Here is a 21,533-nt window from a genome sequence, read left to right on the forward strand (position 1 = left end):
GGAGCCTCCTAGCCCACTCGCTCGCGGCGGCCCAGGATGCCCTGCGGCCGGAACAGGAGCACGAGGATCATGACGACCAGCGCCCCGACGTACTTGAGATCGGAGGTCAGACCGAAGACGGTCGTGAGCTCCACGAAGATGCCGACGACGATCGAGCCGACGAGGGCGCCGAAGACCGTGCCCAGGCCGCCGAGCGTCACGCCGGCGAAGATCATGAGCAGGATCTGCTGACCCATGTTGAACGTCACGCCGGGGCGGTAGTAGGCCCACAGGATGCCGCCGAGCGCGGCGAGCAGGCCGCCAGTCACCCACACGACCCGCACCACGCGGTCGACGTCGATGCCGCTCGCCGCGGCGAGCGCCGGGTTGTCGGCCACGGCGCGCGTTGCCTTCCCGATCCGGGTCCTCAGGAGGAGGAACCCGATGAGCCCGATGACGATCGCGGAGATGAGGAGCGAGACGAGGTTGTTGGGCGACACCGAGACGGGACCGAGGTCGATGTCCGTGGTCTGGGCCCCGGGGAGCTGCTGGGTCGCGCCGCCGAAGAAGAACAGGATGACGTAGCGGGCCGCGAGCGCGAGGCCGATGCTCACGATCATCATGGGCACGAGCCCGGTGCCGCGCCGCCGCAGCGGTTTCCACAGGAAGGCGTCTTGGACGTAGCCGAAGCCGGCTCCCGCGAGGAGGCCGCCGATGATCCCGAGCCAGAGGGGAACCCCGATGCTGCTGAGGGAAAAGACGACGACGGCGCCGATCGTCACCATCTCGCCGTGGGCGAAGTTCGTGAGGCCGGTGGTGCCGAAGATGAGAGAGAGGCCGACGGCGGAGAGCGCGAGCAGGAGCCCGAAGCTCAGTCCCGCGACGAGCCTGTTGAGCAGGCTCCCGAGGAAGCTCACCTCATGCACCGTGATGCCCGCGCCGAACGCGAAGATCGTGCTCACGTTGGAGGTCTGGTTGAACGTGACGGTGCGCGGGTTGTCCTGCCCCTCCGCGAGCTTGACGCCCGAGGGGAGGGTCGACTCGTCGAGGGTCAGCTGGTAGCTGCCCTGGCTTGGCACCGAGATGCTCCATGCCCCGTTTGCGGAGGATGTGGTGCTGCCCTCGAAGCCGCCGCCCTTCGCCGTGATCTTCACGCCCGAGAGCGGCTGACCGTTATTGCGCAGGAACCCTGAGATGGTGTTCTGGAATTGCGACTGCGACGCGCTCCCGCTGGGGGAGGGCGACGGCGGGGTGGTCGCCTCGGCTGCGGGCGCGAACGCCAGGAGCAGCCCCACCAGAAGGGCCACGAGGACCCCTCCTGCCGAAAACGCTCGCCTCAGCCGCGAGGGGTGGGCGGCTAATGCTCGTCTATACACGATGTGGACCTCCGTGGTTCCGGGGCCAGGCTGGCGACTTGCCAGCGATGCGGTCTGACCGCAGGCAGGATGCACGGTGCGACTGTGACGCATCTCACCTGCTGGAAGGTCATGTTACCCGCGAGAAGCCGACCAGCAGTGGGGCGGGAACCCACCGCAGGTTGAGATCCGGTAACGACTTGCTCACATCGTCGGCTGGGAGGCCTCAGGGGCCGCCTGCGAAGGTCCGTGGTGGAACTTCGGCGTCTCGGCGCTCGTGCTCTTGATAGCGTTTCTCGTGAAGCGCCACTCGCACACCTCACACGCGCACCCTACGAGTACAGGAGTCTTCCATGGCTTTCGGTGGCAACCCCGTGTTCCGGGGAAAGAACTTCAAGGGGGCCGTCTCGACCGCCCCGCCCATCCCGCGTTCACCGTACGGGCAGCCGGCCATGAGCGCCGAGCAGCTCGACGAGCTGTACCGTGCGCCGTCCGCGGGCCCCGTGCAGACGGGACGCGTCACGTACGACGACGTCATCGTCAAGACACTCGCGTGCCTTGGCGCCGTGATTGTCGGTGCGGCCGTCACGCTTGCCCTGCCGATGGGGGCGGCGCTCGGGCTCATGGTCCTCGGGGCGATCGGCGGCTTCGTGCTCGCGCTCGTCAACACTTTCAAGCGCGAGCCGGTCCCGGCACTCATCCTCGCCTATGCCGCCCTCGAGGGCCTGTTCCTTGGCGGCCTGACCCGAATCCTCGACGCGGCCGCGCCGGGCATTGGCCTTCAGGCCGTGCTCGGGACGTTCGCGGTCGCGGGCGTGACCCTCTTCCTCTACAAGAGTGGAAGGGTTCGCGCGACGCCCCGCCTCATGAGGTTCTTCCTCATCGCGATGCTCGGCTACCTCGCGTTCAGCATCGTCAACCTGTTCGTCATGTTCTTGGCCCCGCAGACCGGAGCGTGGGGGCTCCGGAGCAGCGTGCACATCTTCGGCATTCCGCTCGGCGTCATCGTGGGGCTCGTGGCGGTGGTCCTCGCGGCCATTTCGCTCATCCTCGACTTCGACAGCATCGAGAAGGCCGTCCGGGCGGGCGCGCCGCGGAGCGTCTCGTGGACCGCCGCGTTCGGTCTCACCGTCACGCTCGTGTGGCTCTACACCGAGATCCTGCGGCTCCTCGCGATCTTCAACAGCAACGACTAGCGTCGCGGCGGTCTCCGAGAGCGGCCCGGGCAGGGAATCCCTGCCCGGCCCGCTTCGCGTCGGCGGGGTGCGCTACGCGAGCCGCCGGGCGCCGTCGGCCGGGGTGACGGTGAAGAGCCGAGGCGCTCGGAAGCCCCGCTGCGCGAAGGCCGCGGCGACCGCGTCGCGGACCCGCCCCTCGGCGTCGGCCGGGACAAGCGCGATCGCGGAGCCGCCGAAGCCGCCGCCCGTCATGCGCGCGCCGATCGCGCCGGCGGCCCGGCTCGCCTCGACCGCCGTGTCGAGCTCGGGGCATGAGATCTCGAAGTCGTCGCGCATGGAGGCGTGGCTTGAGTCGAGGTAGCCCGCGATCGCGGCGGGACCCGAGGCGCGCAGCGCGGCGACGGTGTCGAGGACGCGCTGATCCTCCGTGACCACGTGGCGGACGCGACGGAAAGTCACGGCGTCCATGAGGGCGCGCGCCTCATCGAGGTCCGCGACAGCCACGTCGCGCAGGGCCTTGACGCCGAGCACCTCGGCCCCGAGTTCGCACGCGGCGCGCCGGCTCGCGTAGCCTCCGTCGGCGTGGGAGTGCGCCACACGCGTGTCGACGACGAGCGTCACGAGGCCCGCGCCCTGCGCGTCGAACGGAACGAGTTCGGCGTTCTGGTCTCGGCAGTCGAGGAACACCGCGTGCCCGGCCCTGCCTCGCAGCGACGCGGACTGGTCCATGATTCCGGTCGGAGCCCCCACAAACGCGTTCTCGGCGCGCTGCGTGGTGAGCACGAGCTGCTGCGCGTCGAGCCCAGCTCCGGTCACTTCGTTGAGCGCTGTCGCGACGGCGCATTCGATCGCGTGCGAGGACGAGAGGCCCGCGCCGAGCGGCACGTCCGAGTCGAGCACGAGGTCGAACCCGGGCACGTCGATCCCGCGCTCCTGGAACGCCCACACGACGCCAGCCGGGTAGACGCTCCACCCCGGTGCGCCCTCGCGGCTGAGGTCCGCGATGGCGAGCTCGGCCACGCCCGCCTCGCCCGCCGTGGAGAGGAGGCGAATCACGCCGTCCGCCCTCGCGCGGAGGGCTACGCGCGCGGCGAGGTCGATCGCGAAGGGGAGCACGAAGCCCTCGTTGTAGTCGGTGTGCTCGCCGATGAGGTTGACGCGCCCGGGCGCCGTCCACACGCCGTCAGGCTCGCCGCCGAACGCCTCCCGGAACGCGGCCGTCAAGCTTGCCGCGCCCGCGGTCATCGGGCGCCCCCCGCGGAGGCGACGGCCTCGCGCAGCTGGGCGGCGACGCCCTCCGCGAGCGTGTCGTTGATGAACGCGCCCATCGCGGCCTCCGATCCGGCGAGGTACTTGAGCTTGTCCGCGGCCCGGCGCGGCGACGTGAGCTGGAGGTGGAACCGCGAGGCCGGCCGGAGCGCGGGGTCGAGCGGGGCCTGGTTCCATGCAGCGATGTACGGGGTGGGGGTGTCGTAGAGCGCGTCGAGGCCCGCGAGCAGGCGCAGGTAGACCTCCGCGAGCTCGTCCTTCTCCTCGCCCGTGAGGCCCGCGAAGTCCCGCACGTCGCGATGGGGGACGAGGTGCACCTCGATGGGCCAGCGGGCCGCGAACGGCACGAAAGCGCTGAAGTGGTCACCCTCGAGGACCATGCGCTCCCCGTCGGCGCGCTCGCTGTCCAAGAGCGAGCCGAGCAGGGTCTCGGTGCCGCCGTTCGACTCATAGTGCTGGCCGGCGGCGGCCGCGAGCTGCGCCCCGCGCGGGGTCAGGTAGGGGTAGGCGTAGATCTGGCCGTGCGGGTGGTGGAGCGTGACGCCGATCTGCGCGCCGCGGTTCTCGAACGGGAAGACCTGCCGGATCCCGGGGAGCGCACTCAGCTCGGCGGTCCGGTGGGCCCACGCCTCGACGACGGTGCGGGCGCGCGTGTAGGGCAGTGCGCCGAACGATCCCGTGTGCTCGGCCGTGAACGAGACGACCTCGCACCTTCCCGCGGCCGGAACGCTCCCGCCCCACGGAAGCGAGCCCGGCAGTTCGGCGAGGACCGGGCCGAGCGACGGGAACCGGTTCTCGAACACCACGACGTCGTAGTCCGGATCCGGGATCTCGGACGCGAACCGCGGCGACGTGGGGCACAGCGGGCACGCGTCGGCGGGCGGGAGGTGGGTGCGGGTCTGCCGATGCGCGGCGACCGCGACCCAGTCGCCGCTCAGCGCGTCGAACCGGAGCTGTCCGGGGTCGGGCCGCTCAGGCAGGTCCCGGGCGTCGGGCACGGGAACCCGTTGGGGGCTGCCAGGGTCGTCGAAGTAGATGAGGTCCCGGCCGTCGGCGAGCGAACTTCGGGTCACGGAAGGGGACAGTCCGGCGGTCGTGGTCATGCTTGGCTTCCTTGGAGTGCGGTATCGGCGAAGATGACGTGCGGTATGCGGTCGTCGAGCTCCCGGCGGGCGGTGGCGGAGAGGCCGGTGTCCGAGATGAGGGTGTCGGCGCGCTCGATCGGCGCGATCTGGGCGAGGCTCAGGAGCCCGTACTTCGAGCTGTCGGCGAGCACTACAAGCCGAGCGGCGGCATCAGCGGCCGCCCGGTTCGTCTCCGCCTCGAGCAGGTTCGGCGTCGTGTAACCGCCACGCGGATGGACCCCGTGGACTCCCATGAAGCACAGCTCGACGTGGAGCTGCCCGAGCGACGAGGTGGCGAGCGGGCCGACGAGTGCCTCCGACGGCGTGCGCTCGCCTCCCGTGAGGATCGTGCGGACGGAGTGGCCGAGCGCCTCGGCGACCTTGATGGAGTTGGTGGCGACCGTGAGGTCGGGGACGGTGGGGAGGAGCTTCGCGAGGGCGAAGGTTGTGGTCCCTGCCGTCACGAAGAGCGTCGACCCGGGCCGGATGAGGGCCAGCGCCTCCCGCGCGATCGCGGACTTTGCGTCGGCGTGGTGGCCGAACTTGACCTCGAAGCCCGGCTCGGCGAACGCGAAGTCCGCGACGCGGGCGGCGCCCCCGTGGACACGCCGTGCGAGACCTTGGCTCTCGAGCTGCTCGATATCTCGACGAATCGTCATCTCAGACACCGCAAGCGACGCCGCGAGCTCGGCCACTCGGACCGCCTCCCGCTTGTCCAGCTCCGCCATGATGCGCGCGTGGCGCTCAGCTGCCAGCACCGTTCATCCCCCCTGCTCTGTCCGCGTGTAGATCCCTGCGGAGGGCCCGTCCGGATCCTCACAGCAACTCAATTTTTCTCACAAAACATAACATTGTTGCGGGCGGATGGGAAGGCCCTGCCCTCACTTTTCCGCCGTGTCGCTCCGCGCTAACGTGGGGGACCATGAGCGCCCTGAGCCCTGCCGCGACCCGTCGATCCGCCGCCACCGGCCGTCAGTTCCGCATCGAGCGGGGCGGCAGCTCCGCGGTCGTCACCGAACTGGCCGCGGGGCTGCGGTCCTTTGAGATGGGCGGCGTCCTCCTCACCGAGACCTACGAGGCTGGCGACATCCCGCCCGGCGCGGCCGGCATCACGCTCGCCCCGTGGGCCAATCGGATCGAGGACGGCCGCTGGACGCTCGGCGGGAAGGTCCAGCAGCTCGACATCACCGAACCGTCCCGCGGCAACGCGAGCCACGGCCTGCTCCGCAACACTGGCTACACCGCGCTCGAGACGGGCACCGACCGCGTGAGCCTCGAGGCCGCGGTGTTCCCCCAGCACGGCTACCCGTTCCTCGTGCGGCACCGCGTCGACTACCGGATTGACGACGACGGCGGCCTCCACGTGCGCCAGACCCTCGCCAACGATTCGGCCCGGTCCGCGCCGTTCGTGCTGGGCGCGCACCCGTACCTGCGCCTCGGGGACGTCGAATCGGGCGAACTCACGCTCACGGTGCAGGCCCGCACGCGGCTCGTCTCGGACGAGCGGCTCATCCCGCGCTCGAGCGCCGCCGCGAGCGGCGAGTGGGACCTGTCCGCGGGTCGCACGGTCGCCGAGCTCGACCTCGACGCCGCCTATACGGACCTCGCGTTCGCCGATGGCATCGCGCGGGCCACGCTCGCGGCGGACGACGGCCGCTCGGTGTGGCTCTGGCAGGACGAGAAGTGCCGGTACACCCACGTCTTCGTGACGCGAACGTTCCCGGGCCGCGATGTCGTCGTGGCGCTCGAGCCGCAGACCGGACCGGCCAACGCGTTCAACAGCGGCCACGACCTCGGCTGGCTCGAGTCCGGGGACGAGTTCTCGATGGAATGGGGCATCGGCGCCTCCCTCTGAGCGCGGACCGCTGGCATCTTCGGGGTGCGGAGGTCTGGCAGGATGAGGTCATGGACGCCTCCGACGCACTCCGGACCGACGCCCCTGCCCCTTCTGATCCCGACGCCCCGACCCCGTATCGCCGCGTCAGCGACGCCGACCTGCCGTTCGCGCTGCGCATCTCCGCAGCGTGGGCATGGCGGCTCGCGATCATCCTCGCGGTGGTGAGCGCGCTCCTGTGGGGGCTCGCCCACGTGAGCTTCCTCGTGGTTCCCGTTCTCGTCGCAGCCTTGCTCGCGGGGCTCCTGAGTCCCATCGTCGCGTGGCTCGTTCGCGCGCGCGTTCCGCGGGGCCTCGCCGTCGCCATCACGGAGCTCGGCTTCATGGGGCTCGTCGCGGGACTCCTGACGCTTGTGGGCCGGCAGATCTCGGAGGGCTTCTCGCAGCTCTGGGGCGAGGCCATCGCCGGCCTCACGGAGGTCCAGAAGTGGCTCGCCGAGGGCCCGCTCCAGCTCACGGCCGGACAGCTCGAGACGTATATCCACGACGCCCAGAGCCTCCTCCAGAACAATCAGAGCACGCTCGTGAGCGGTGTCCTGAGCGTGGGCAGCTCAGCGGGACACATCATCACGGGGGCGCTCATCGCGCTGTTCGTGCTCGTGTTCTTCCTGCTCGAGGGCGAGCGCATCTGGAGGTTCCTCGTGGGCCTCCTGCCGCGGGCGGCCCAACCTGCCGCGAACGGCGCGGGCCGCGCGGGATGGCGCTCGCTCGTGAGCTACGTGCGGGTCCAAGTGCTTGTCGCGGCCGTCGACGCCGTGGGCATCGGCGTCGGCGCCGCGATCCTCGGCGTCCCGCTCGCGCTCCCGCTCGCGATCCTCGTCTTCGTCTCCTCGTTCATCCCGGTGGTCGGCTCGCTCGTGAGCGGCGCCGTCGCCGTCCTGCTCGCGCTCGTCGCGAACGGACTTGTCAACGCCGTGATCATGCTCGTGGTCGTGGTCGCCGTCCAGCAGCTCGAGAGCCACGTGCTGCAGCCCCTCGTCATGGGCCGCGCAGTCTCGCTGCACCCGGTCGCGGTGGTGCTGAGCGTCGCCGCCGGCTCGTATCTCGCGGGCATCCCCGGCGCGCTCTTCGCGGTGCCCGCGCTCGCCGTCGTAAATTCGGCCGTTCGCTTCATATCCGCGAGGGCGTGGGAAACTGAAACTGCGCCCCGGGGTTCTGCTGAGATTTCCTCAGGAGCCGCGGGCGCAACTGAATCCGGCCCGATCCCCTAGGAGCACGCAACCATGACTGCCCTCTCGACCCTCGCTGTGACGCTGGACGATGTCCTGGCCGCGCAGGAGCTGCTCGGGGGCATTATTGCGAAGACGCCGATTGAGACGTCGCGGGCACTCGGGCAGATGGTCGGCGGCGAGGTGTTCTTCAAGTGCGAGAACCTCCAGCGCGCAGGCTCCTTCAAGGTGCGCGGCGCCTACGTGCGCATGGCGCGGTTGAGCGAGGAGGAGAAAGCGCTCGGCGTCGTCGCAGCGTCCGCTGGCAATCATGCGCAGGGTGTCGCGGTCGCGGCCAAACGGCTCGGCATCCGCGCCCGCATCTACATGCCGCTCGGCGTCGCGCTCCCCAAGCTTCAGGCCACCCGCAGCCACGGCGCGCAGGTGATTCTCCACGGCCACAACGTGGACGAGGCGCTCGCCGAGGCCAAGCGCTTCGCGGAGGAGACCGGTGCGGTCTTCGTGCACCCCTTTGACAACGTCGACGTCGTCGCGGGCCAGGGCACCGTGGGGCTCGAGGTCATCGAGCAGATCCCGGACGTCGACACGATCCTCATGGGCGTCGGCGGCGGCGGGCTCCTCGCGGGCGTCGCCGTGGCCGCCAAGGCCCGGGCCGCCCAGCTGGGCCGCGAGATCCGAGTGATCGGCGTCCAGGCCGAGAACGCCGCGGCCTACCCGCCGTCGCTCGCCGCGGATGCCGTCGTGCCGCTCCAGAAGGTTGCGACGATGGCGGACGGCATCGCCGTCGGTCTGCCGGGCCAGATCCCGTTCAGCATCATCCGCGAACTCGTCGACGACGTCGTGACGGTGAGCGAGGACTCGCTCGCCCGCGCGCTCATCTTCTTGCTCGAGCGAGCCAAACTCGTGGTCGAGCCGGCCGGCGCGGTCGGGGTTGCGGCGCTCATGGACGGCAAGCTCGCCGAGCTAGGCATCGACGCGAAGAAGACCGCCGTGATCCTCTCGGGCGGCAACATCGACCCGATGCTCCTGCTCAAGGTCATCCAGCGCGGCCTCTCCGCCGCCGGCCGCTTCCTCACGGTCCGCATGATGCTCGACGACCGTCCCGGCTCCCTCGCGACGATCTCCCGCATCATCGCGGAGAACGACGCGAATGTGACCGGCGTCGACCACACCCGCGTGGGCGGATCGATCGCCATGGGGGACGTCGCCATCACGATCGACATGGAGACCAAGGGTCACGAGCACTCGCAGCAGGTGCTCGAGGCCCTGCGCGCCGAGGGCTTCCAGCCGGTCGTCATGCACGTCTAGCAAGGCACGCAGACGACGACGGCGCCGCACCCCCGCGGGGGAGCGGCGCCGTCGTCGTCGTCAGCCCGTGGAATGGGCCGGTCAGCCCGAGTACGGGGTGGCCGAGATGATCTCGACCTTGATTTCCTTGCCGTTCGGCGCGGTGTAGGAAAGCTTGGCGCCCTGCTTGTGCCCGATGATCGCGGCACCAAGCGGGGACTTCTCGCTGAACACGTCGATATCGGCGTCACCGGCAATCTCGCGCGAGCCGAGCAGGAAACGCTCTTCCTCGCCGGCGATCTTCGCCACAACGAGCATGCCGGGCTCCACGACGCCGTCGTCAGCGGGCTTCTCGCCCACCTGGGCGTTGCGCAGGAGCTCCTGGAGCTGGCGGATGCGGGCCTCGATCTTGCCCTGCTCCTCCTTGGCCGCGTGATAGCCGCCGTTCTCCTTGAGGTCGCCCTCCTGGCGGGCCGCCTCGATCCTTTCGACGATCTCGTGACGGCCGGCACCGGAAAGGTGGTCCAGCTCGGCCTTCAGGCGATCGTACGCCTCCTGCGTGAGCCAGGCGCCGCCATGGTGGGTGGTGGTCATCTCGTCTCCTCAATCAGTCCGCGCGGGGTTCCGCACGGCTATCCATACAAAGACCCCGCCGGGGGTGCTGCGGCGGCTCCGGGAGCGCGTCCCGGTCCGCCTGCTGCCACCGACGGGGCAATGGGTATTAGTACATTGTAGTGAGCGTGACAGGCGATCCCAAGTTTCCGTGCGGCGCGTGTCACACCGCGGGCTCGCTCCTGGGCCCCGCTTTCGGGGCTCAGGTCCCGGCGATCCAGCACGAGTCGATGGTCACGGAGACGGCCTGGCTCTCGGTCCGGAGTGCCACCTGGGCGGTCTGCGTGACGTTGCCGGATGCCCCCGCGGTGGGCCCGAAGGTCAGCTGCTTCCAGCCCACGACGCCGAACGAGTCGTCCAGGGCCTTGACCGTGCAGTAGGCCGTCTGCGAGGCATCCTTCGTGACCTCGAAATTCTCGGTCGCGTGCCACGCGTCCGGCGTCGTGAAGCCGACGTCGCGGAACGTCACGGTCTTCGCGTTTCCGCTCCACGCGAACACGGCCACGCCGGCGATGACCACGACGAGCGCCACCGCGGCGATGACTGCCGCGGCACGGCGGCTGAGTCGGCCCCGCGGGGCGCCGTAGCGCTGGGCGTATCGCGAGGCGGCTGCACCGGGGGTTTGGGTCACCCGACTATTCTAGGAGGCGTGTCTGAGAACGACGGCGCTCTGCGCCTTCTGGCAGTCCACGCCCACCCCGACGACGAGTCGAGCAAGGGCGCCCCGATGATGGCCAAGTACCTCGCGGAGGGCCACGAGGTCATGGTGGTGAGCTGTACTGACGGTTCGCGCGGCGACGTCCAGAACCCCGCGCTCCTCGGCAACCCGCATGCCTCGCGGGACATGGCCGGCGCGCGGCGGCTCGAGATGGCCAAAGCCCGGGACATCATCGGCGTGGACCACCGGTGGCTCGGTTTCGCCGACTCGGGCCTCCCCGAGGGCGATCCGCTCCCGCCGCTGCCATGGGGCGCGTTCGCCTCCCTGCCGCTGCATCAGGCCGCCGCGCCGCTCGTGCGGCTTGTGCGCGAGTTCCGCCCTCACGTCATCGTCTCGTATGACGAGAACGGTGGTTACCCCCACCCCGACCACATCATGGCCCACCGTGTGGCCGTCGAGGCGTTCCGCGCGGCCCCGCTCGGGCCCGAATATCCCGATGCCGGCGAGCCGTGGGAGCCCGCGAAGCTCTACTACGACGTTCCCTTCAACGTCCGGAAGTTCGGGGCGTTTCACCGCGCGCTCCTCGAGGCGGGGATCGAGTCGCCGTACGCCCGCTGGATCGCCTCCGAGACCGAGGACGACGCCGAAGGCCACCACCCGTGGGCGGCCCGCCACCCCGTGACCACCCAAGTCGAGTGCGGCGACTACTTCGAGGTGCGCGACCGCGCCCTCGCCGCCCACGCAACGCAGGTCGACCCGAACGGGACGTTCTTCGCCGTCTCGCTCGCGCTGCGGCAGAAGGTGTGGCCGTGGGAGGACTACTCGCTCGTGAAGTCCAGCGTGGGGTTCCCGGCCGACGGCGAGACCGAACGCGACCTCTTCGCCGGGCTACGATAGACGGGTGCATTATCTCTTCCTGGCCCTCGCGGCGACTCCCGATCCGACGCCCGCTGGGACCCTGAAGCCGGGTCTCACGGAGGATCAGGTTTCCCCCGGGATCTGGGGTTTCCTCGCGACGGCGTTCGTCGTGATGCTGAGCATCTTGCTCATCGTGGACATGGTGCGCCGCCTGCGCCGCGTCCGGTACCGGGGTGAGGTCGAGGAGGCGCGCGAGGCTCAGGCCGCCGAGGCCCACGAGGACGGAGAGCGCAGCGCTGGCCTCGGCGAGTCTGCCGGCGAATCTGAGGGCAACGCGGGGGAGATCGCCGCGAATGAGACGGATCGCGCCCCCCACTGAACTCTGCAAGGCCTAACAACTCAGAGGCCGCGCGTTAGCCACCCAGAGGACCTTGCATCCGAGTTCGGCTCTCGCCAGTAACCTGAGCAGCAGAGCTGGCTGGGTTGGACAGCCAGTTCGCCGAGATCAATCAACGGGGTGGCCGGCACCGCGAGGGCCAGTTTCCACCCTTGCTAAGGGTTAGTTCCGCACGCCAAAGTCGCTTGCATTTGTCGTTCTTGCGGTGCTATCGGTGGCGAATGCCGCGTTTGTTGGCAGCGCTGCGACCCCAGTGATGATCGCCGCACAGATCAGGGTGAATATTCTTCTCATTGCTTGGCTCTCTCCTGCTCTCAGGCGACGTATCAAACTTGGGTCGCCGGTCTCCTTGACTCATGGTGCTAGACAACGCGTGATGTATGATTTGCGGTATGGGCTTCGTGTGGATCGTCCTGCAAGAAGATTCTCCCTTCAATACAGTTCTCGGAGTTTTCACTACAGAACGGGAAGCCGCTGAATTCTCGAACGAGGTGAAGGATCAGTTCGAGCGAGGAGTCATCTACTCCCGATTCAAGCTCGGGTATAGGTTCGATCGAGGTACTGGGCACGCTACCTACGGGCCCGCCTCCTAGTCATCGCGACGCGCGGTGTAGCTGGCCGCGGAACTTCTCAGGTGGCACGCCGCGAAGAATGCATGCGGATCACGATACTCACTTTTCAGATCCCCCAATCTCCGAACTCCCAAGAGGCAACGGTGCTCGCGCTCGGCTCTCCAACGTCGAGCTGACCGCCTTATCGGCGATAAGTACGGTGAACCTGAATCCATCAGGTAAAGGGAGATTATCGCCGAAGCAGCAAACGCTCAAGATCGGTGATCAAACGATCCGAAGTGATCTAGGTGGCATTATTAGTCGGCATCAGTGGTGTGATTTGTGGCCACGGAATTCTTAGTCGATGGCCACGTAATTCCGACTTGTCGCCACTGAGGACCGGAACGCACCGAAATCAGTGCGTTGGTTCTGTGCTAGGGGTATCCGGTTTCTAGTGCGACCGAATATCGGCTCCTGTTTGTATCTGGTCCAACGAGACCTTGCGCGTCATTGGTGGCCGAGCTACTAACGGCCGCCGCTGCTCGGCGCTGAACACGCCATCCACGGGTCGTCAATTGCGGAGGGTCGTGTAGCCCCGGTCGCGTTCGGCCCGGTCCGCTCGGGCCTGGCGCGCGGCGGCGACGATGCACGGCACGACGACGAAGATCAGGGGAACCCATGGCTCCCACGGGTGAAACCCGGCGTCGGCCGTTCCGTTGACGGCCAGGATCGCCAGGACGGCGGCCCACGCGATGCCCGCCGCGACGGCGACGGTAAGGAGTCGCCTCCTGGTGCGCCACGCGGCCGCAGTTGGCTGCACGGGCAGCGATTCCCACCGATCCTTCGGAACGAACTCGACGTTGGACATGCCGCCTCCCCAGGACGTGAGTCGGAGCGCGTTCCGACCGGACGAGGCCGATCCTAACGGTGTTGGGGCGTGAACGCACCGGCCGAGACAGCATGACCGTCCGTCAGCGCGGCGCGACCGTCCCTCAGCGGCGTGACCGTCCCGCGTGCCGGACGGTCGTGCCTGTCGCGGACGGCTGTGGGGCGGAAGGGACGGTCGTGTGGCGGACGGGACGGCCGTGCGCCGGCGCGGCGCGTGCGGCAGACTCGAGGCATGACGAATCGCCTCGTCGGGCAGGCCTCGGCCTACCTCCGTCAGCACGCCGACAACCCCGTCGACTGGCAGCCCTACGGCGACGACGCCTTCGCCGAGGCCGCCCGCCGCGACGTCCCGGTCTTCGTCTCGATCGGCTACGCCGCGTGTCATTGGTGCCACGTCATGGCCCACGAGTCGTTCGAGGACGCCGGGACGGCGCGCGAGCTCAACGCGCGCTTCGTGAGCGTCAAGGTGGACCGCGAGGAGCGCCCCGACGTCGACTCGGTCTACATGGCCGCGTGCCAGAGCCTCGGCGAGCAGGGCGGTTGGCCGCTGAGCATCTTCGCGCTCCCGGACGGCCGCGCCTTCTACGTCGGAACCTACTTCCCGCCCCGCCCACAGCCCGGCCGCCCGAGCTTCCGCCAAGTGCTCGACGCGGTGTGGGACGCGTGGACGGAGCGCCGCGAAGGCATCGAGCGCCAGGCGGCCGCGCTCGCGGAGCGGCTCGGCGGCGTGTTCTCCTCCCAGCTGCTCGACCTCGGCGGCGGGGCGGCGCCCGTCGAGGCGAAGCTCCTGACCGAGGCGGTGTCCGCCCTCGTCCGCAAGGAGGACCCCGAGCACGGCGGGTTCGGGCGCGCGCCGAAGTTCCCGCCGTCGCCCGTTCTCGAGTTCCTGATCCGCTATGCCGCGGCAGCGCCGGCGGGAGGGCAGGAAGGCGACACGGCCGCCGTCGCCCGCGGCCTTGCGGGGCGCACGCTGGCCGCGATGTGCCGCTCGGCGCTCTTCGACGTCCTCGGCGGCGGCTTCGCGCGCTACTCGGTGACGGGGGATTGGTCCCTTCCGCACTACGAGAAGATGCTCTACGACAACGCCCAGCTCCTGCGCGTCCTGGCCCACTGGGTGCGCCTGGACGGATCGGCCGAGTTCCCCGCCGACGAGGCGCGCGCGGCGGCCTCGCTCACGGCCGACTGGATGATCCGCGAGCTCGGCCTCCCCGAGGGCGGGTTCGCGTCCTCGCTCGACGCCGACTCCGAGCGGGAGGGCCGCAGCGTCGAGGGGGGCTACTACGTGTGGACGCGCGCTGAGCTTGAGGCCGCGGTGCCCGGCGCGGAGGGCGCGGACGACGGCGCGCGGCTGGCCTCGCTCTTCGGCCTGCCCGGCGCGCAGCACGCCGAGGCGGCCGCGCCGCTGCACGCGGGCCGCCGGATCGAGGCGGCCGAACGCGAGCTCGTCGACCGCTCGCGCGGCGCGCTCCTCGCGGAGCGGGCGCACCGCACGCCGCCAGGCCGCGACGACAAGGCCGTGGCCGGCTGGAACGGCCTCGCGGTCGCGGCGATGGCCGACGCCGCGTGGGCGCTCGACCGTCCCGAGCTCCTTGACGCGGCCCGCGCCGCGGCGGAGCTGCTCCGGGCCGTCCACTGGGACGGCGAACGGCTGGTCCGCGTCTCCCATGCTGGGCGCGGGGCGGGCATCGAGGGGCTCCTCGCCGACTATGCGGGCTGCGCCGAGGGCGCGTTCGCGCTCTACGCGGCGACGGGGGAGGAACGCTGGTACTCGTGGGCGGAGGAGCTCCTTGCGGTCGTGACCGAGCGCTTCGTGGCGGACGGTCTCCTCTCCGACGGGCCGGCCGCCGAGGGCCTCACCACTGCTGGCGTGCGGGCGGCGATGGCGGGCGCGCGGGCGCTCGACCCGTACGACGCCGAGGCCCCGAGCGGGGCGTCCCTCCTCGCCGGCGCGCTGCTCGCCCATGCGGCGTACAGCGGCTCAGCCGAGCATCGCGAGCTCGCGGCATCGATCCTGGGCGGGCTTCCGCGACTCGCGGCGCACGGCCCGCGGGCCGCGGGTTGGCTGCTCGCCGTCGCCCAGGCCTCGCTCGCCGGCCCGCTCGAGGTGGCGATCGTGGGCACTCCGGGGGAGCGCCGCCGTCGTCTGCTCGCCGAGGCCCTGGCCTCGGCGAGCCCGGGGCTCGTGGTCGCCGTGAGTGCTCCTGTCGCGGGCGAGGCTCGGGTGCCGCTCCTCGCCTTCCGCGGGGCCGCGGACGACGGCGGGGCGCTCGCCTACGTGTGCCGGGACTTCGCGTGCCGTCTCCCGGTCGGGACGCCCGAGGAGCTGCGCACGCAGCTCGCCGCCGGCGGCTGAGGCTCCGGCGCGGTCAGGCCGGCGTGGCCAGGACGGCGAACATGATCGCCACGAAGTGGACCGTAAAGCCGCCCACCGTGAAGGCGTGGAAGAACTCGTGGAACCCGAAGTGCTGCCAGCTGAAGTTGGGCCGCCGGATGCCGTAGAAGACCGCCCCCGCGATGTAGAGGGCGCCGCCCGCGCAGATGAGGATCGCTGCGGGGATGTTCGCGGCGAAGAACTCGGGCAGGAAAAGGAAGGCGGCGCAGCCGAGGGCCACGTAGATCGGCACGTAGAGCCACCGGGGCGCGCCCACCCACAGGACCCGAAAAAGCACCCCGAGGATCGCGCCAGCCCAGATGGCCGAGAGCAGGAGGACGCCTGTGCCACGGGGCAGGAGAACCAACGCGAGCGGCGTATACGTTCCGGCGATGACGAGCATGATGTTCGTGTGGTCGATCCGCTTGAGGACCGCCTTGATCCGGGGCGACCAGTTTCCGCGGTGATAGACCGCCGAGATGGCGAAGAGCGTGAGTCCCGTGAGCGCGTAGACGGCGCACGCGATCTTGCGGTCTGCGCCCGGGGCCAGCGTGACCAGGACGATGCCCGCCGCGAGCGCGATCGGCGTCGCGACGGCGTGGATCCAGCCCCGCCAGGAGGGCTTGAGGGTCAGGAGATCGGCGCGGCTGGTCGCGGTCTGCTGCATGAGGCGAGTGTAACTTACGGTTTGGTAAGTTACCTGACCGTAGGTTGGCTACAGAGGCCCGTCTGGGTAGATGCTGCGGGTCTCGCGGCGCGTGTAGCGGCGGCGTCGCGGCAGGCGTGGCCGAGGGACGACCTTGGCTATGGCGAGCGTCCCGTAGAGGAGCGTGTTGATGGCCACAAACGTCGCGAGGACGTCGAACGCCTCGCTCTGCAGGAGTTCTTGGGGGAAGAGGATCCCTTGGGCCGCGATCCCGTGGAGCGGGGCCAGGAGATGAATCATCGGGCCACCGGCTCTTTCTGCGGCGGTGCGACCTGGGGCATCTGGGTGAGGTGGGTCCACGTGGCCTGGCGGCCGCGCGTGATATCGACGATGCCCTTGACGTAGACCACGTTGAGGATCATGTCGTACAGCAGCTCTGGCAGGATCAGTGCGGCGAGGAGCCTCGCGCTCCATCCTCCGGCCCACGCAGTCAAGACCCGCTCCAGGGCGAAGAGGGATCCGAGACCCAGCCAGAACGGGAACCACACCCACGTGTCGAGTGAGAGCGCCATGAGCGCCATGAGCAGCAGGTAGGAGCCCAGCGCGATCACGCTGTACCCAATGCCGATCTGTTGCGCCCAGTAGCGGGTGGTCTGGGGGGTCACGCCGTAGGCGCCAAGGTTCTCGAGCGCGCCGCGCTGCCAGCGCAGCCGCTGCGCCCAGAGCGTGCGCCACGAGGGCATGAGCTCCGTCACGACCGTGCATTCGGCCGGCGAGATCATGAGCCCGCCGAGCGACTTGATGGCGATCGTGAGCTCGTTGTCCTCGGTGAGGGCCGCCGTGTCGTAGACGTCCCCGGTCCGGCCCGGGATCTGAACCCCACGGCTGCTTGCGACGGCGCGCAGCGCGGCTGGGCGGAAGATCGACGCCGTTCCGGTGAGGACGAAGACGCGGCCGTTGCGGCGCCGGATGTCGCGTGAATAGCGAACGTACTCGCTTCGCTGGAACTGCCGGACGAGCCCGGGGCCAGACTCGCCGAAGAAGAGGCCGCCCACGGCCATGAGGGCGCGGTCGTCGGAGAAGCGGCGTGCCGCCGTCGCGAGGAAGCGCGGGCCGAGCATCGTGTCGGCGTCCATGACCATGACCACGTCGTTGTCGCGCTGGTGCGGGAGGATGAGCCGCAGGATCTGGTTGAGCGCGCCGCCCTTCTTCTCCGTGTTGCCCGCGGTCTCGAAGACCTCGGCCCCCGCGGCTCGGGCCACATCGACGGTGCCGTCGGTGCAGTTGTCGGCGACGATGATGACGCGGTCCGGCCGGCGGGTCTGGCGGGCGAGCGAGGCGAGCGTCTGCGGCAGCGAGGTCTGCTCGTTGTGCGCCGGGATGAGGACGGTCACGGTGACCTCACCGGCGAAGATTCCCCGCGTCGCCGCCATGATGACCTTCGGCGCGAGAGGCCGCGAGGGGAGGTGGACGCTCGAGCGGCGGTAGCGGTCGGCGACGTAGCGCTCGAGCAGGGCGACGCTCGCGCCGAGGAGGGCCGCCGTCGCCGCGGCCATGAGGATGACCTGGCTGCTCGGGGCGTCGGCGTCGTACAGGACTTTCCAGATCCCGGCGACCGTGACCTCGACCGGCGACCAGAACCTCGGCGGGTGGCTTGCGGAAACGGCCCACCACAGAAGGGCCGCCGCCCCGCTGACGGTCAGGAAGATGAGTAGCCCAACCAGCCGTTGGAACCAGTCCGTGCGCACGGAGCAAGGATATCGGCATTTCCGTGTGAGATTGGACATGTACAAGGTTGACTGGATTTCCCGATACACTTTGGGCTAGTGCTGGCGCTGGGACGCGCCGGCCGAGGGGAGAGCCCCTCGCGACTGACCCCATGGATGGCTTTGCCGACGGCCTCTTGCCTCGCCGCCGGGTGACCAGTGTGTGCCCGGAACCGAGCGCGAGCCCGACTACAGGAGCGTGTCCGATTGGCTCGAAGGCGCACCAAGCTCCGCGGCGTTCTGCCGCGCTGCGGTGAGGGACAGACCGGTGGGTCGCATTCCGCATACCTTTGCATCGGGGTTCGCCGTGGACGGGGGTAGCCAGCTGAAGGACCGCCGGGCCAGCCCCCGGTTCCCAGCGATGGCCGCGTCCATCGACCGGCTGGGAACTGACATCCCGACCGTTCCTGCGGACACACCGGTCGGCACGGTTGACGGCATGTTCCGGATGGATCCCGCCCTCCGGGCCGTTGCGGTTCAGGACGGACCGCGCCAGCTCGTCCTGTTGACGCGCCGGCTCGTGGAGATCCACCTCTCGGGCCGCCTGGGCTATGGGCGCGCCCTCAACGCGCGCCGCACCGCGGGTCAGCTCTTGCCTGAGTATCGCGTAGTGTGCCGGCCCGGCATGAGCCTCGACGAGGCCGCGAACCTCGCTCTGGCCCGCCCCGAGGAAGTCCGCTACGACGATCTGCTGATGCTCGCGTCCGACGGGCCCAAGGTGGTGAGCGTCTCTGAGATCTTCGAGGCGCTCGCGCGCTCCTTCCGGCACGCGGCGTGGCATGACGACCTCACGGGGCTGCCGAACCGGCGTTGGCTCGACGAACAGGGGCCCGCCCTGCTCGCCCGGTCCAACCCGGACCGCACCGCGATCCTCTACATCGATCTGGACCATTTCAAGACCGTCAACGACACCCACGGCCATGACGTAGGCAACGCCGTGCTCGTCGAGTTCGGCCGGAGGCTGCGCGAATGCCTCCGGATCGAGGACGCCGCCGTCCGGCTCGGCGGCGACGAATTCGTGGCTCTCCTCGCCGACATCGACGAGGCCGACGCCGAGAAGGTCGCCGAGCGCGTCCTCGAGGCCGCCGTCGAGCCGATGGTCCACGACGAGCACGTCCTCCAGCTTTCCGCGACGATCGGCCTCGCGATGGCGCGGGACATCGCGTGGGACGAGGAGCTCGGCCCCCTCGACGTCCTGCTCCGTCACGCGGACGGGGCGATGCTGACCGGCAAGCAGCTCGGGAAGCAGCGGGTCCAGCGGCTCGATGGCCAAGCTGGCAACCCGTTCGCGCGGCTCGCCCAGATTCGGCGGCGGCTCCTCGGCGCCCTCGAGGACGGGACCCTCACGGTCCAGTATGAACCGATCCTGGACCTCGCGAGCCACCGCTGCACGAGCGTCCAGGCGGTGCTCCACTGGGACGATCCCGAGCTCGGAAGCGTCAAACCCGATGAGTTCCTCCCGGTGGCGGAGCGGAGCGGTCAGCTGCCCCCGATCGCGCAGCGGATTCTCCACGAGGTGTGTGCGCAGGCCGCCGCATGGCGTCGAGAGGGCCACTCGTGGCGGGTCGGGCTGCGGACGGTCCCGACGTGGCTCGCGGGCGGGCAGCTCGCGGCGGACGTCAAGGCCGCGCTCGCGGCCCACGAGCTGGACGGCGAGGGGCTGCGGATCGACGTCGGCGGCCGCTTCCCGCTCTCCGACATGGCCCACGCGAAGGCCCAGCTTGCCGAGCTGCGCGACGCCGGGGTGGACGTGGGGCTCGATTCCTACGGGAGCGAGCACGGCACGATCGCGGTGCTCAGGGCTCTCCCGTTCACGATGCTGAAGGTGACGTCGGCACTCGTGGCGCACATCGACTCGAGCCACGCGGATGCCGCCATCTTCTCGGGGATAGTCAACACGGGTCACGCCCTGGGGCTCCGGGTCATGGCCTCCGGCGCGACCCGTGCACCCCAGCTCCGACTCCTGCGCGAACTGGGCTGCGACGCCGTGCGAGGAGAGTTCGTCGGCGGGCCCATGAGCGCTGAGGAACTCGTGCGGCGCTTCGGGTCAGGCCCGAGCGAACCCGGCCCGGCGGGGCAGGTTTGCCTCGCAGGCGAGGCGGCCTCTAACGTTTCCTGAGGTAACGGTCGGGCATTTCCGTCCGGACTGTGGCGCGAGGGAATGGGAAGTACTGGATCTTGGCGGCTCCGCTCATCTGGCCCGACAACCGGCGGGAGCTGACGCTCGAAGTCGAGCGGCTCCTGCAGCCTGACCACGAGCACGGGCGCGCGCCGGGCCAAGAAGGTCCCGACGGTCGCGCCCTGCTCCTCGTGAGCCTCGACGCGTACCCCCGGATCACCTACAACCTCGGCCAGGCCCAGGCCGATCTGGTCCTGGACGAGGTCCAGCGGACGCTCACAGAGTTCGTGGGGGACAACGGCCTCGTGCTGCGCTCTGGCAGGGACGAGTTCGCAGTCCTCCTCCGCCGCGCCGACGCGAACGAGGCCCGGCGCGTGGCGCTGGGAATCCAGGGCCGCGCGCGCGGAGTCGAATGCGGTCTCACGCGGCCCCTCCTGAGCGTGAGCGTCGGCGTCCGGACGGCCGAGGCCGGGGAAGGCGCCGAGGAGGTCCTCGTGACCGCAGCAGTAGCCCTCGAGGCGGCGAAGGCCGGCGGCCGCGGCAAGCTCAAACTCTTTGAGCCTTTCATGCTCGACGCCCTCGAGGTCCGCCACCGGCTCAGCAGCGACCTCGCCGAGGCGGTGCGGGAGGGCGCGCTCACCGTCGCGTATCAGCCGATCGTGAGCCTCAAGACGGGCCGGGTGCAGGGCGTCGAGGCACTCGCGCGCTGGGCCCATCCCGCCCTCGGGCCCATCCGCCCCGACGAGTTCCTGCCCCTCGCCGAGGAACTCGGCATCGCAGGGGAGCTCGACCACCACGTGCTCACCACCGCGCTCGCCCAGACTCGCACATGGCTGCGCGACCTCCCTCTCGAGCCGGATTTCAGCGTGAGCGTCAACATCACGGCGTCGCAGCTCCAGCACCTCGAGTACATCGACGGTGTGCGGCACGCGCTCAGCGAGGCCGGCGTGCCCGCCGGCGCGCTCGTCCTCGAGATCACCGAGGCATCCTTCGTCGCGGGCGACGACGTGGATACCTATTCGCTCTTGGGCCTCCGCCGGCTCGGCGTTGGCCTTGACATCGACGACTTCGGGACCGGCTATTCGTCGATCAGCTACCTCCGCAGGCTCCCCGTGAGCCGCGCGAAGATCGACCGCTCGCTCCTCGGCGACGTGGCGGAGGACCCCGCGCAGCGGCGATTCCTCGGGGCCGTCCTACGGCTCGTCGAGGCGTGCGGGCTCTCGGTGGTCATGGAGGGCATCGAGACCGCCGAGCAGGCCCTCGCCGTCGCCGAGCTCGGCGCGGACGCGGGCCAGGGCTACTACTTCAGCAGGCCACTCCCGGCCGAGCAGATGACGGCATTCCTCAAGGCCGCCCGCGAACAACCGCTCGCTCCGTTCTCGGAGGGGCCGGAGCGATCCGCGCGACGATAG

At 70.0% G+C, this 21,533-nt stretch carries 19 protein-coding genes; 9 read left to right on the top strand and 10 right to left on the bottom strand.

What is annotated here, in order from left to right; all coding sequences use genetic code 11:
* Nucleotides 1-8: 8 nt before the first annotated feature.
* Nucleotides 9-1,286 carry a branched-chain amino acid ABC transporter permease gene (locus tag ACOKR1_RS06790; protein ID WP_422935937.1) on the bottom strand — a complete coding sequence of 426 codons (1,278 nt, stop codon included), beginning with the start codon at nt 1,284-1,286 and terminating at the stop codon, nt 9-11.
* 401 nt (nt 1,287-1,687) lie between these two features.
* On the opposite strand from ACOKR1_RS06790, the gene ACOKR1_RS06795 reads away from it, so the two are divergent.
* Complete coding sequence (locus tag ACOKR1_RS06795) at nt 1,688-2,530, top strand: Bax inhibitor-1/YccA family protein (RefSeq protein WP_422935938.1); 843 nt, start codon at nt 1,688-1,690, stop codon at nt 2,528-2,530.
* Between the two features lie 72 nt (nt 2,531-2,602).
* On the opposite strand, the gene galK is transcribed toward ACOKR1_RS06795, so the two are convergent.
* From galK to ACOKR1_RS06810, 3 genes are read right to left on the bottom strand one after another with little or no spacing between them, the layout of a single operon-like run.
* A complete protein-coding gene (gene galK, locus ACOKR1_RS06800) occupies nt 2,603-3,757 on the bottom strand; it encodes a galactokinase (protein ID WP_422935939.1) in 1,155 nt (384 codons plus the stop codon).
* Entirely contained in the window at nt 3,754-4,884 is a 1,131-nt protein-coding gene (galT, locus tag ACOKR1_RS06805; RefSeq protein ID WP_422935940.1) for a galactose-1-phosphate uridylyltransferase, read from the bottom strand. The genes galK and galT overlap by 4 nt, the downstream gene beginning before the upstream one ends.
* Entirely contained in the window at nt 4,881-5,663 is a 783-nt protein-coding gene (locus ACOKR1_RS06810; protein ID WP_422935941.1) for a DeoR/GlpR family DNA-binding transcription regulator, read from the bottom strand. Before ACOKR1_RS06810 ends, galT begins: the two co-directional genes overlap by 4 nt.
* Before the next feature lie 164 nt (nt 5,664-5,827).
* Here ACOKR1_RS06810 and ACOKR1_RS06815 point away from each other — a divergent pair, with 164 nt between their 5' ends.
* Genes ACOKR1_RS06815 through ilvA form a run of 3 tightly spaced genes read left to right on the top strand, consistent with a single transcriptional unit; the run spans nt 5,828 to nt 9,276 of the window.
* The gene (locus ACOKR1_RS06815; RefSeq protein WP_422935942.1) at nt 5,828-6,760 is read left to right on the top strand and encodes an aldose 1-epimerase family protein; all 933 of its coding nucleotides are present in this window, start codon (nt 5,828-5,830) and stop codon (nt 6,758-6,760) included.
* Between the two features lie 50 nt (nt 6,761-6,810).
* Nucleotides 6,811-8,010, top strand: a complete 1,200-nt coding sequence (locus ACOKR1_RS06820; protein ID WP_422935943.1) for an AI-2E family transporter — start codon at nt 6,811-6,813, stop codon at nt 8,008-8,010.
* Between the two features lie 12 nt (nt 8,011-8,022).
* On the top strand, nt 8,023-9,276 hold the full coding sequence (gene ilvA, locus ACOKR1_RS06825) for a threonine ammonia-lyase (protein ID WP_422935944.1): 1,254 nt from the start codon (nt 8,023-8,025) through the stop codon (nt 9,274-9,276).
* Nucleotides 9,277-9,357: 81 nt separating this feature from the next.
* Here ilvA and greA read toward each other — a convergent pair whose 3' ends face one another.
* On the bottom strand, nt 9,358-9,849 hold the full coding sequence (greA, locus tag ACOKR1_RS06830; RefSeq protein WP_415853460.1) for a transcription elongation factor GreA: 492 nt from the start codon (nt 9,847-9,849) through the stop codon (nt 9,358-9,360).
* A gap of 220 nt (nt 9,850-10,069) precedes the next feature.
* Nucleotides 10,070-10,498, bottom strand: coding sequence for a DUF4307 domain-containing protein (locus ACOKR1_RS06835; protein WP_422935945.1), 429 nt, complete (start codon nt 10,496-10,498; stop codon nt 10,070-10,072).
* Nucleotides 10,499-10,516: 18 nt separating this feature from the next.
* Between ACOKR1_RS06835 and mca the strand changes: the two genes are divergently transcribed.
* Nucleotides 10,517-11,422, top strand: coding sequence for a mycothiol conjugate amidase Mca (gene mca, locus ACOKR1_RS06840; protein ID WP_422935946.1), 906 nt, complete (start codon nt 10,517-10,519; stop codon nt 11,420-11,422).
* Nucleotides 11,423-11,426: 4 nt separating this feature from the next.
* Nucleotides 11,427-11,762 (top strand): hypothetical protein, encoded by a 336-nt coding sequence (locus ACOKR1_RS06845; protein ID WP_422935947.1) that lies wholly within the window; start codon nt 11,427-11,429, stop codon nt 11,760-11,762.
* Between the two features lie 1,140 nt (nt 11,763-12,902).
* Here ACOKR1_RS06845 and ACOKR1_RS06850 read toward each other — a convergent pair.
* Entirely contained in the window at nt 12,903-13,199 is a 297-nt protein-coding gene (locus ACOKR1_RS06850; protein ID WP_422935948.1) for a hypothetical protein, read from the bottom strand.
* A 252-nt stretch (nt 13,200-13,451) separates the two neighbouring features.
* Between ACOKR1_RS06850 and ACOKR1_RS06855 the strand changes: the two genes are divergently transcribed.
* Nucleotides 13,452-15,572, top strand: coding sequence for a thioredoxin domain-containing protein (locus ACOKR1_RS06855; RefSeq protein WP_422935949.1), 2,121 nt, complete (start codon nt 13,452-13,454; stop codon nt 15,570-15,572).
* 13 nt (nt 15,573-15,585) lie between these two features.
* Here the strand turns inward: ACOKR1_RS06855 and trhA are convergent, their stop codons facing one another.
* The 3 genes from trhA to ACOKR1_RS06870 are packed head-to-tail and all read right to left on the bottom strand — an operon-like array spanning nt 15,586 to nt 17,984.
* Complete coding sequence (gene trhA, locus ACOKR1_RS06860) at nt 15,586-16,257, bottom strand: PAQR family membrane homeostasis protein TrhA (protein ID WP_422935950.1); 672 nt, start codon at nt 16,255-16,257, stop codon at nt 15,586-15,588.
* Nucleotides 16,258-16,305: 48 nt separating this feature from the next.
* Complete coding sequence (locus tag ACOKR1_RS06865; protein WP_422935951.1) at nt 16,306-16,536, bottom strand: hypothetical protein; 231 nt, start codon at nt 16,534-16,536, stop codon at nt 16,306-16,308.
* Nucleotides 16,533-17,984, bottom strand: coding sequence for a glycosyltransferase family 2 protein (locus tag ACOKR1_RS06870; protein ID WP_422935952.1), 1,452 nt, complete (start codon nt 17,982-17,984; stop codon nt 16,533-16,535). The genes ACOKR1_RS06865 and ACOKR1_RS06870 overlap by 4 nt, the downstream gene beginning before the upstream one ends.
* Before the next feature lie 379 nt (nt 17,985-18,363).
* On the opposite strand from ACOKR1_RS06870, the gene ACOKR1_RS06875 reads away from it, so the two are divergent.
* Together ACOKR1_RS06875 and ACOKR1_RS06880 are read left to right on the top strand one after the other, a co-directional pair.
* Nucleotides 18,364-20,121, top strand: coding sequence for a putative bifunctional diguanylate cyclase/phosphodiesterase (locus ACOKR1_RS06875; protein WP_422935953.1), 1,758 nt, complete (start codon nt 18,364-18,366; stop codon nt 20,119-20,121).
* Nucleotides 20,122-20,180: 59 nt separating this feature from the next.
* The gene (locus ACOKR1_RS06880) at nt 20,181-21,533 is read left to right on the top strand and encodes a putative bifunctional diguanylate cyclase/phosphodiesterase (protein WP_422935954.1); all 1,353 of its coding nucleotides are present in this window, start codon (nt 20,181-20,183) and stop codon (nt 21,531-21,533) included.

Origin of the sequence: Sinomonas sp. P47F7, assembly GCF_049332655.1 — a bacterium.
In the GTDB taxonomy this organism is placed as follows: Bacteria; Actinomycetota; Actinomycetes; order Actinomycetales; family Micrococcaceae; genus Sinomonas.

Excerpts from the sequence above, each read along its gene's own strand:
- ACOKR1_RS06795 (WP_422935938.1), top strand. The coding sequence starts at position 1,688 with ATGGCTTTCGGTGGCAACCCCGTGTTCCGGGGAAAGAACTTCAAGGGG.
- galK (WP_422935939.1), bottom strand. The coding sequence starts at position 3,757 with ATGACCGCGGGCGCGGCAAGCTTGACGGCCGCGTTCCGGGAGGCGTTC.
- galT (WP_422935940.1), bottom strand. The coding sequence starts at position 4,884 with ATGACCACGACCGCCGGACTGTCCCCTTCCGTGACCCGAAGTTCGCTC.
- ACOKR1_RS06815 (WP_422935942.1), top strand. The coding sequence starts at position 5,828 with ATGAGCGCCCTGAGCCCTGCCGCGACCCGTCGATCCGCCGCCACCGGC.
- ACOKR1_RS06820 (WP_422935943.1), top strand. The coding sequence starts at position 6,811 with ATGGACGCCTCCGACGCACTCCGGACCGACGCCCCTGCCCCTTCTGAT.
- ilvA (WP_422935944.1), top strand. The coding sequence starts at position 8,023 with ATGACTGCCCTCTCGACCCTCGCTGTGACGCTGGACGATGTCCTGGCC.
- greA (WP_415853460.1), bottom strand. The coding sequence starts at position 9,849 with ATGACCACCACCCACCATGGCGGCGCCTGGCTCACGCAGGAGGCGTAC.
- ACOKR1_RS06850 (WP_422935948.1), bottom strand. The coding sequence starts at position 13,199 with ATGTCCAACGTCGAGTTCGTTCCGAAGGATCGGTGGGAATCGCTGCCC.
- ACOKR1_RS06855 (WP_422935949.1), top strand. The coding sequence starts at position 13,452 with ATGACGAATCGCCTCGTCGGGCAGGCCTCGGCCTACCTCCGTCAGCAC.
- trhA (WP_422935950.1), bottom strand. The coding sequence starts at position 16,257 with ATGCAGCAGACCGCGACCAGCCGCGCCGATCTCCTGACCCTCAAGCCC.
- ACOKR1_RS06865 (WP_422935951.1), bottom strand. The coding sequence starts at position 16,536 with ATGATTCATCTCCTGGCCCCGCTCCACGGGATCGCGGCCCAAGGGATC.
- ACOKR1_RS06875 (WP_422935953.1), top strand. The coding sequence starts at position 18,364 with ATGGCCGCGTCCATCGACCGGCTGGGAACTGACATCCCGACCGTTCCT.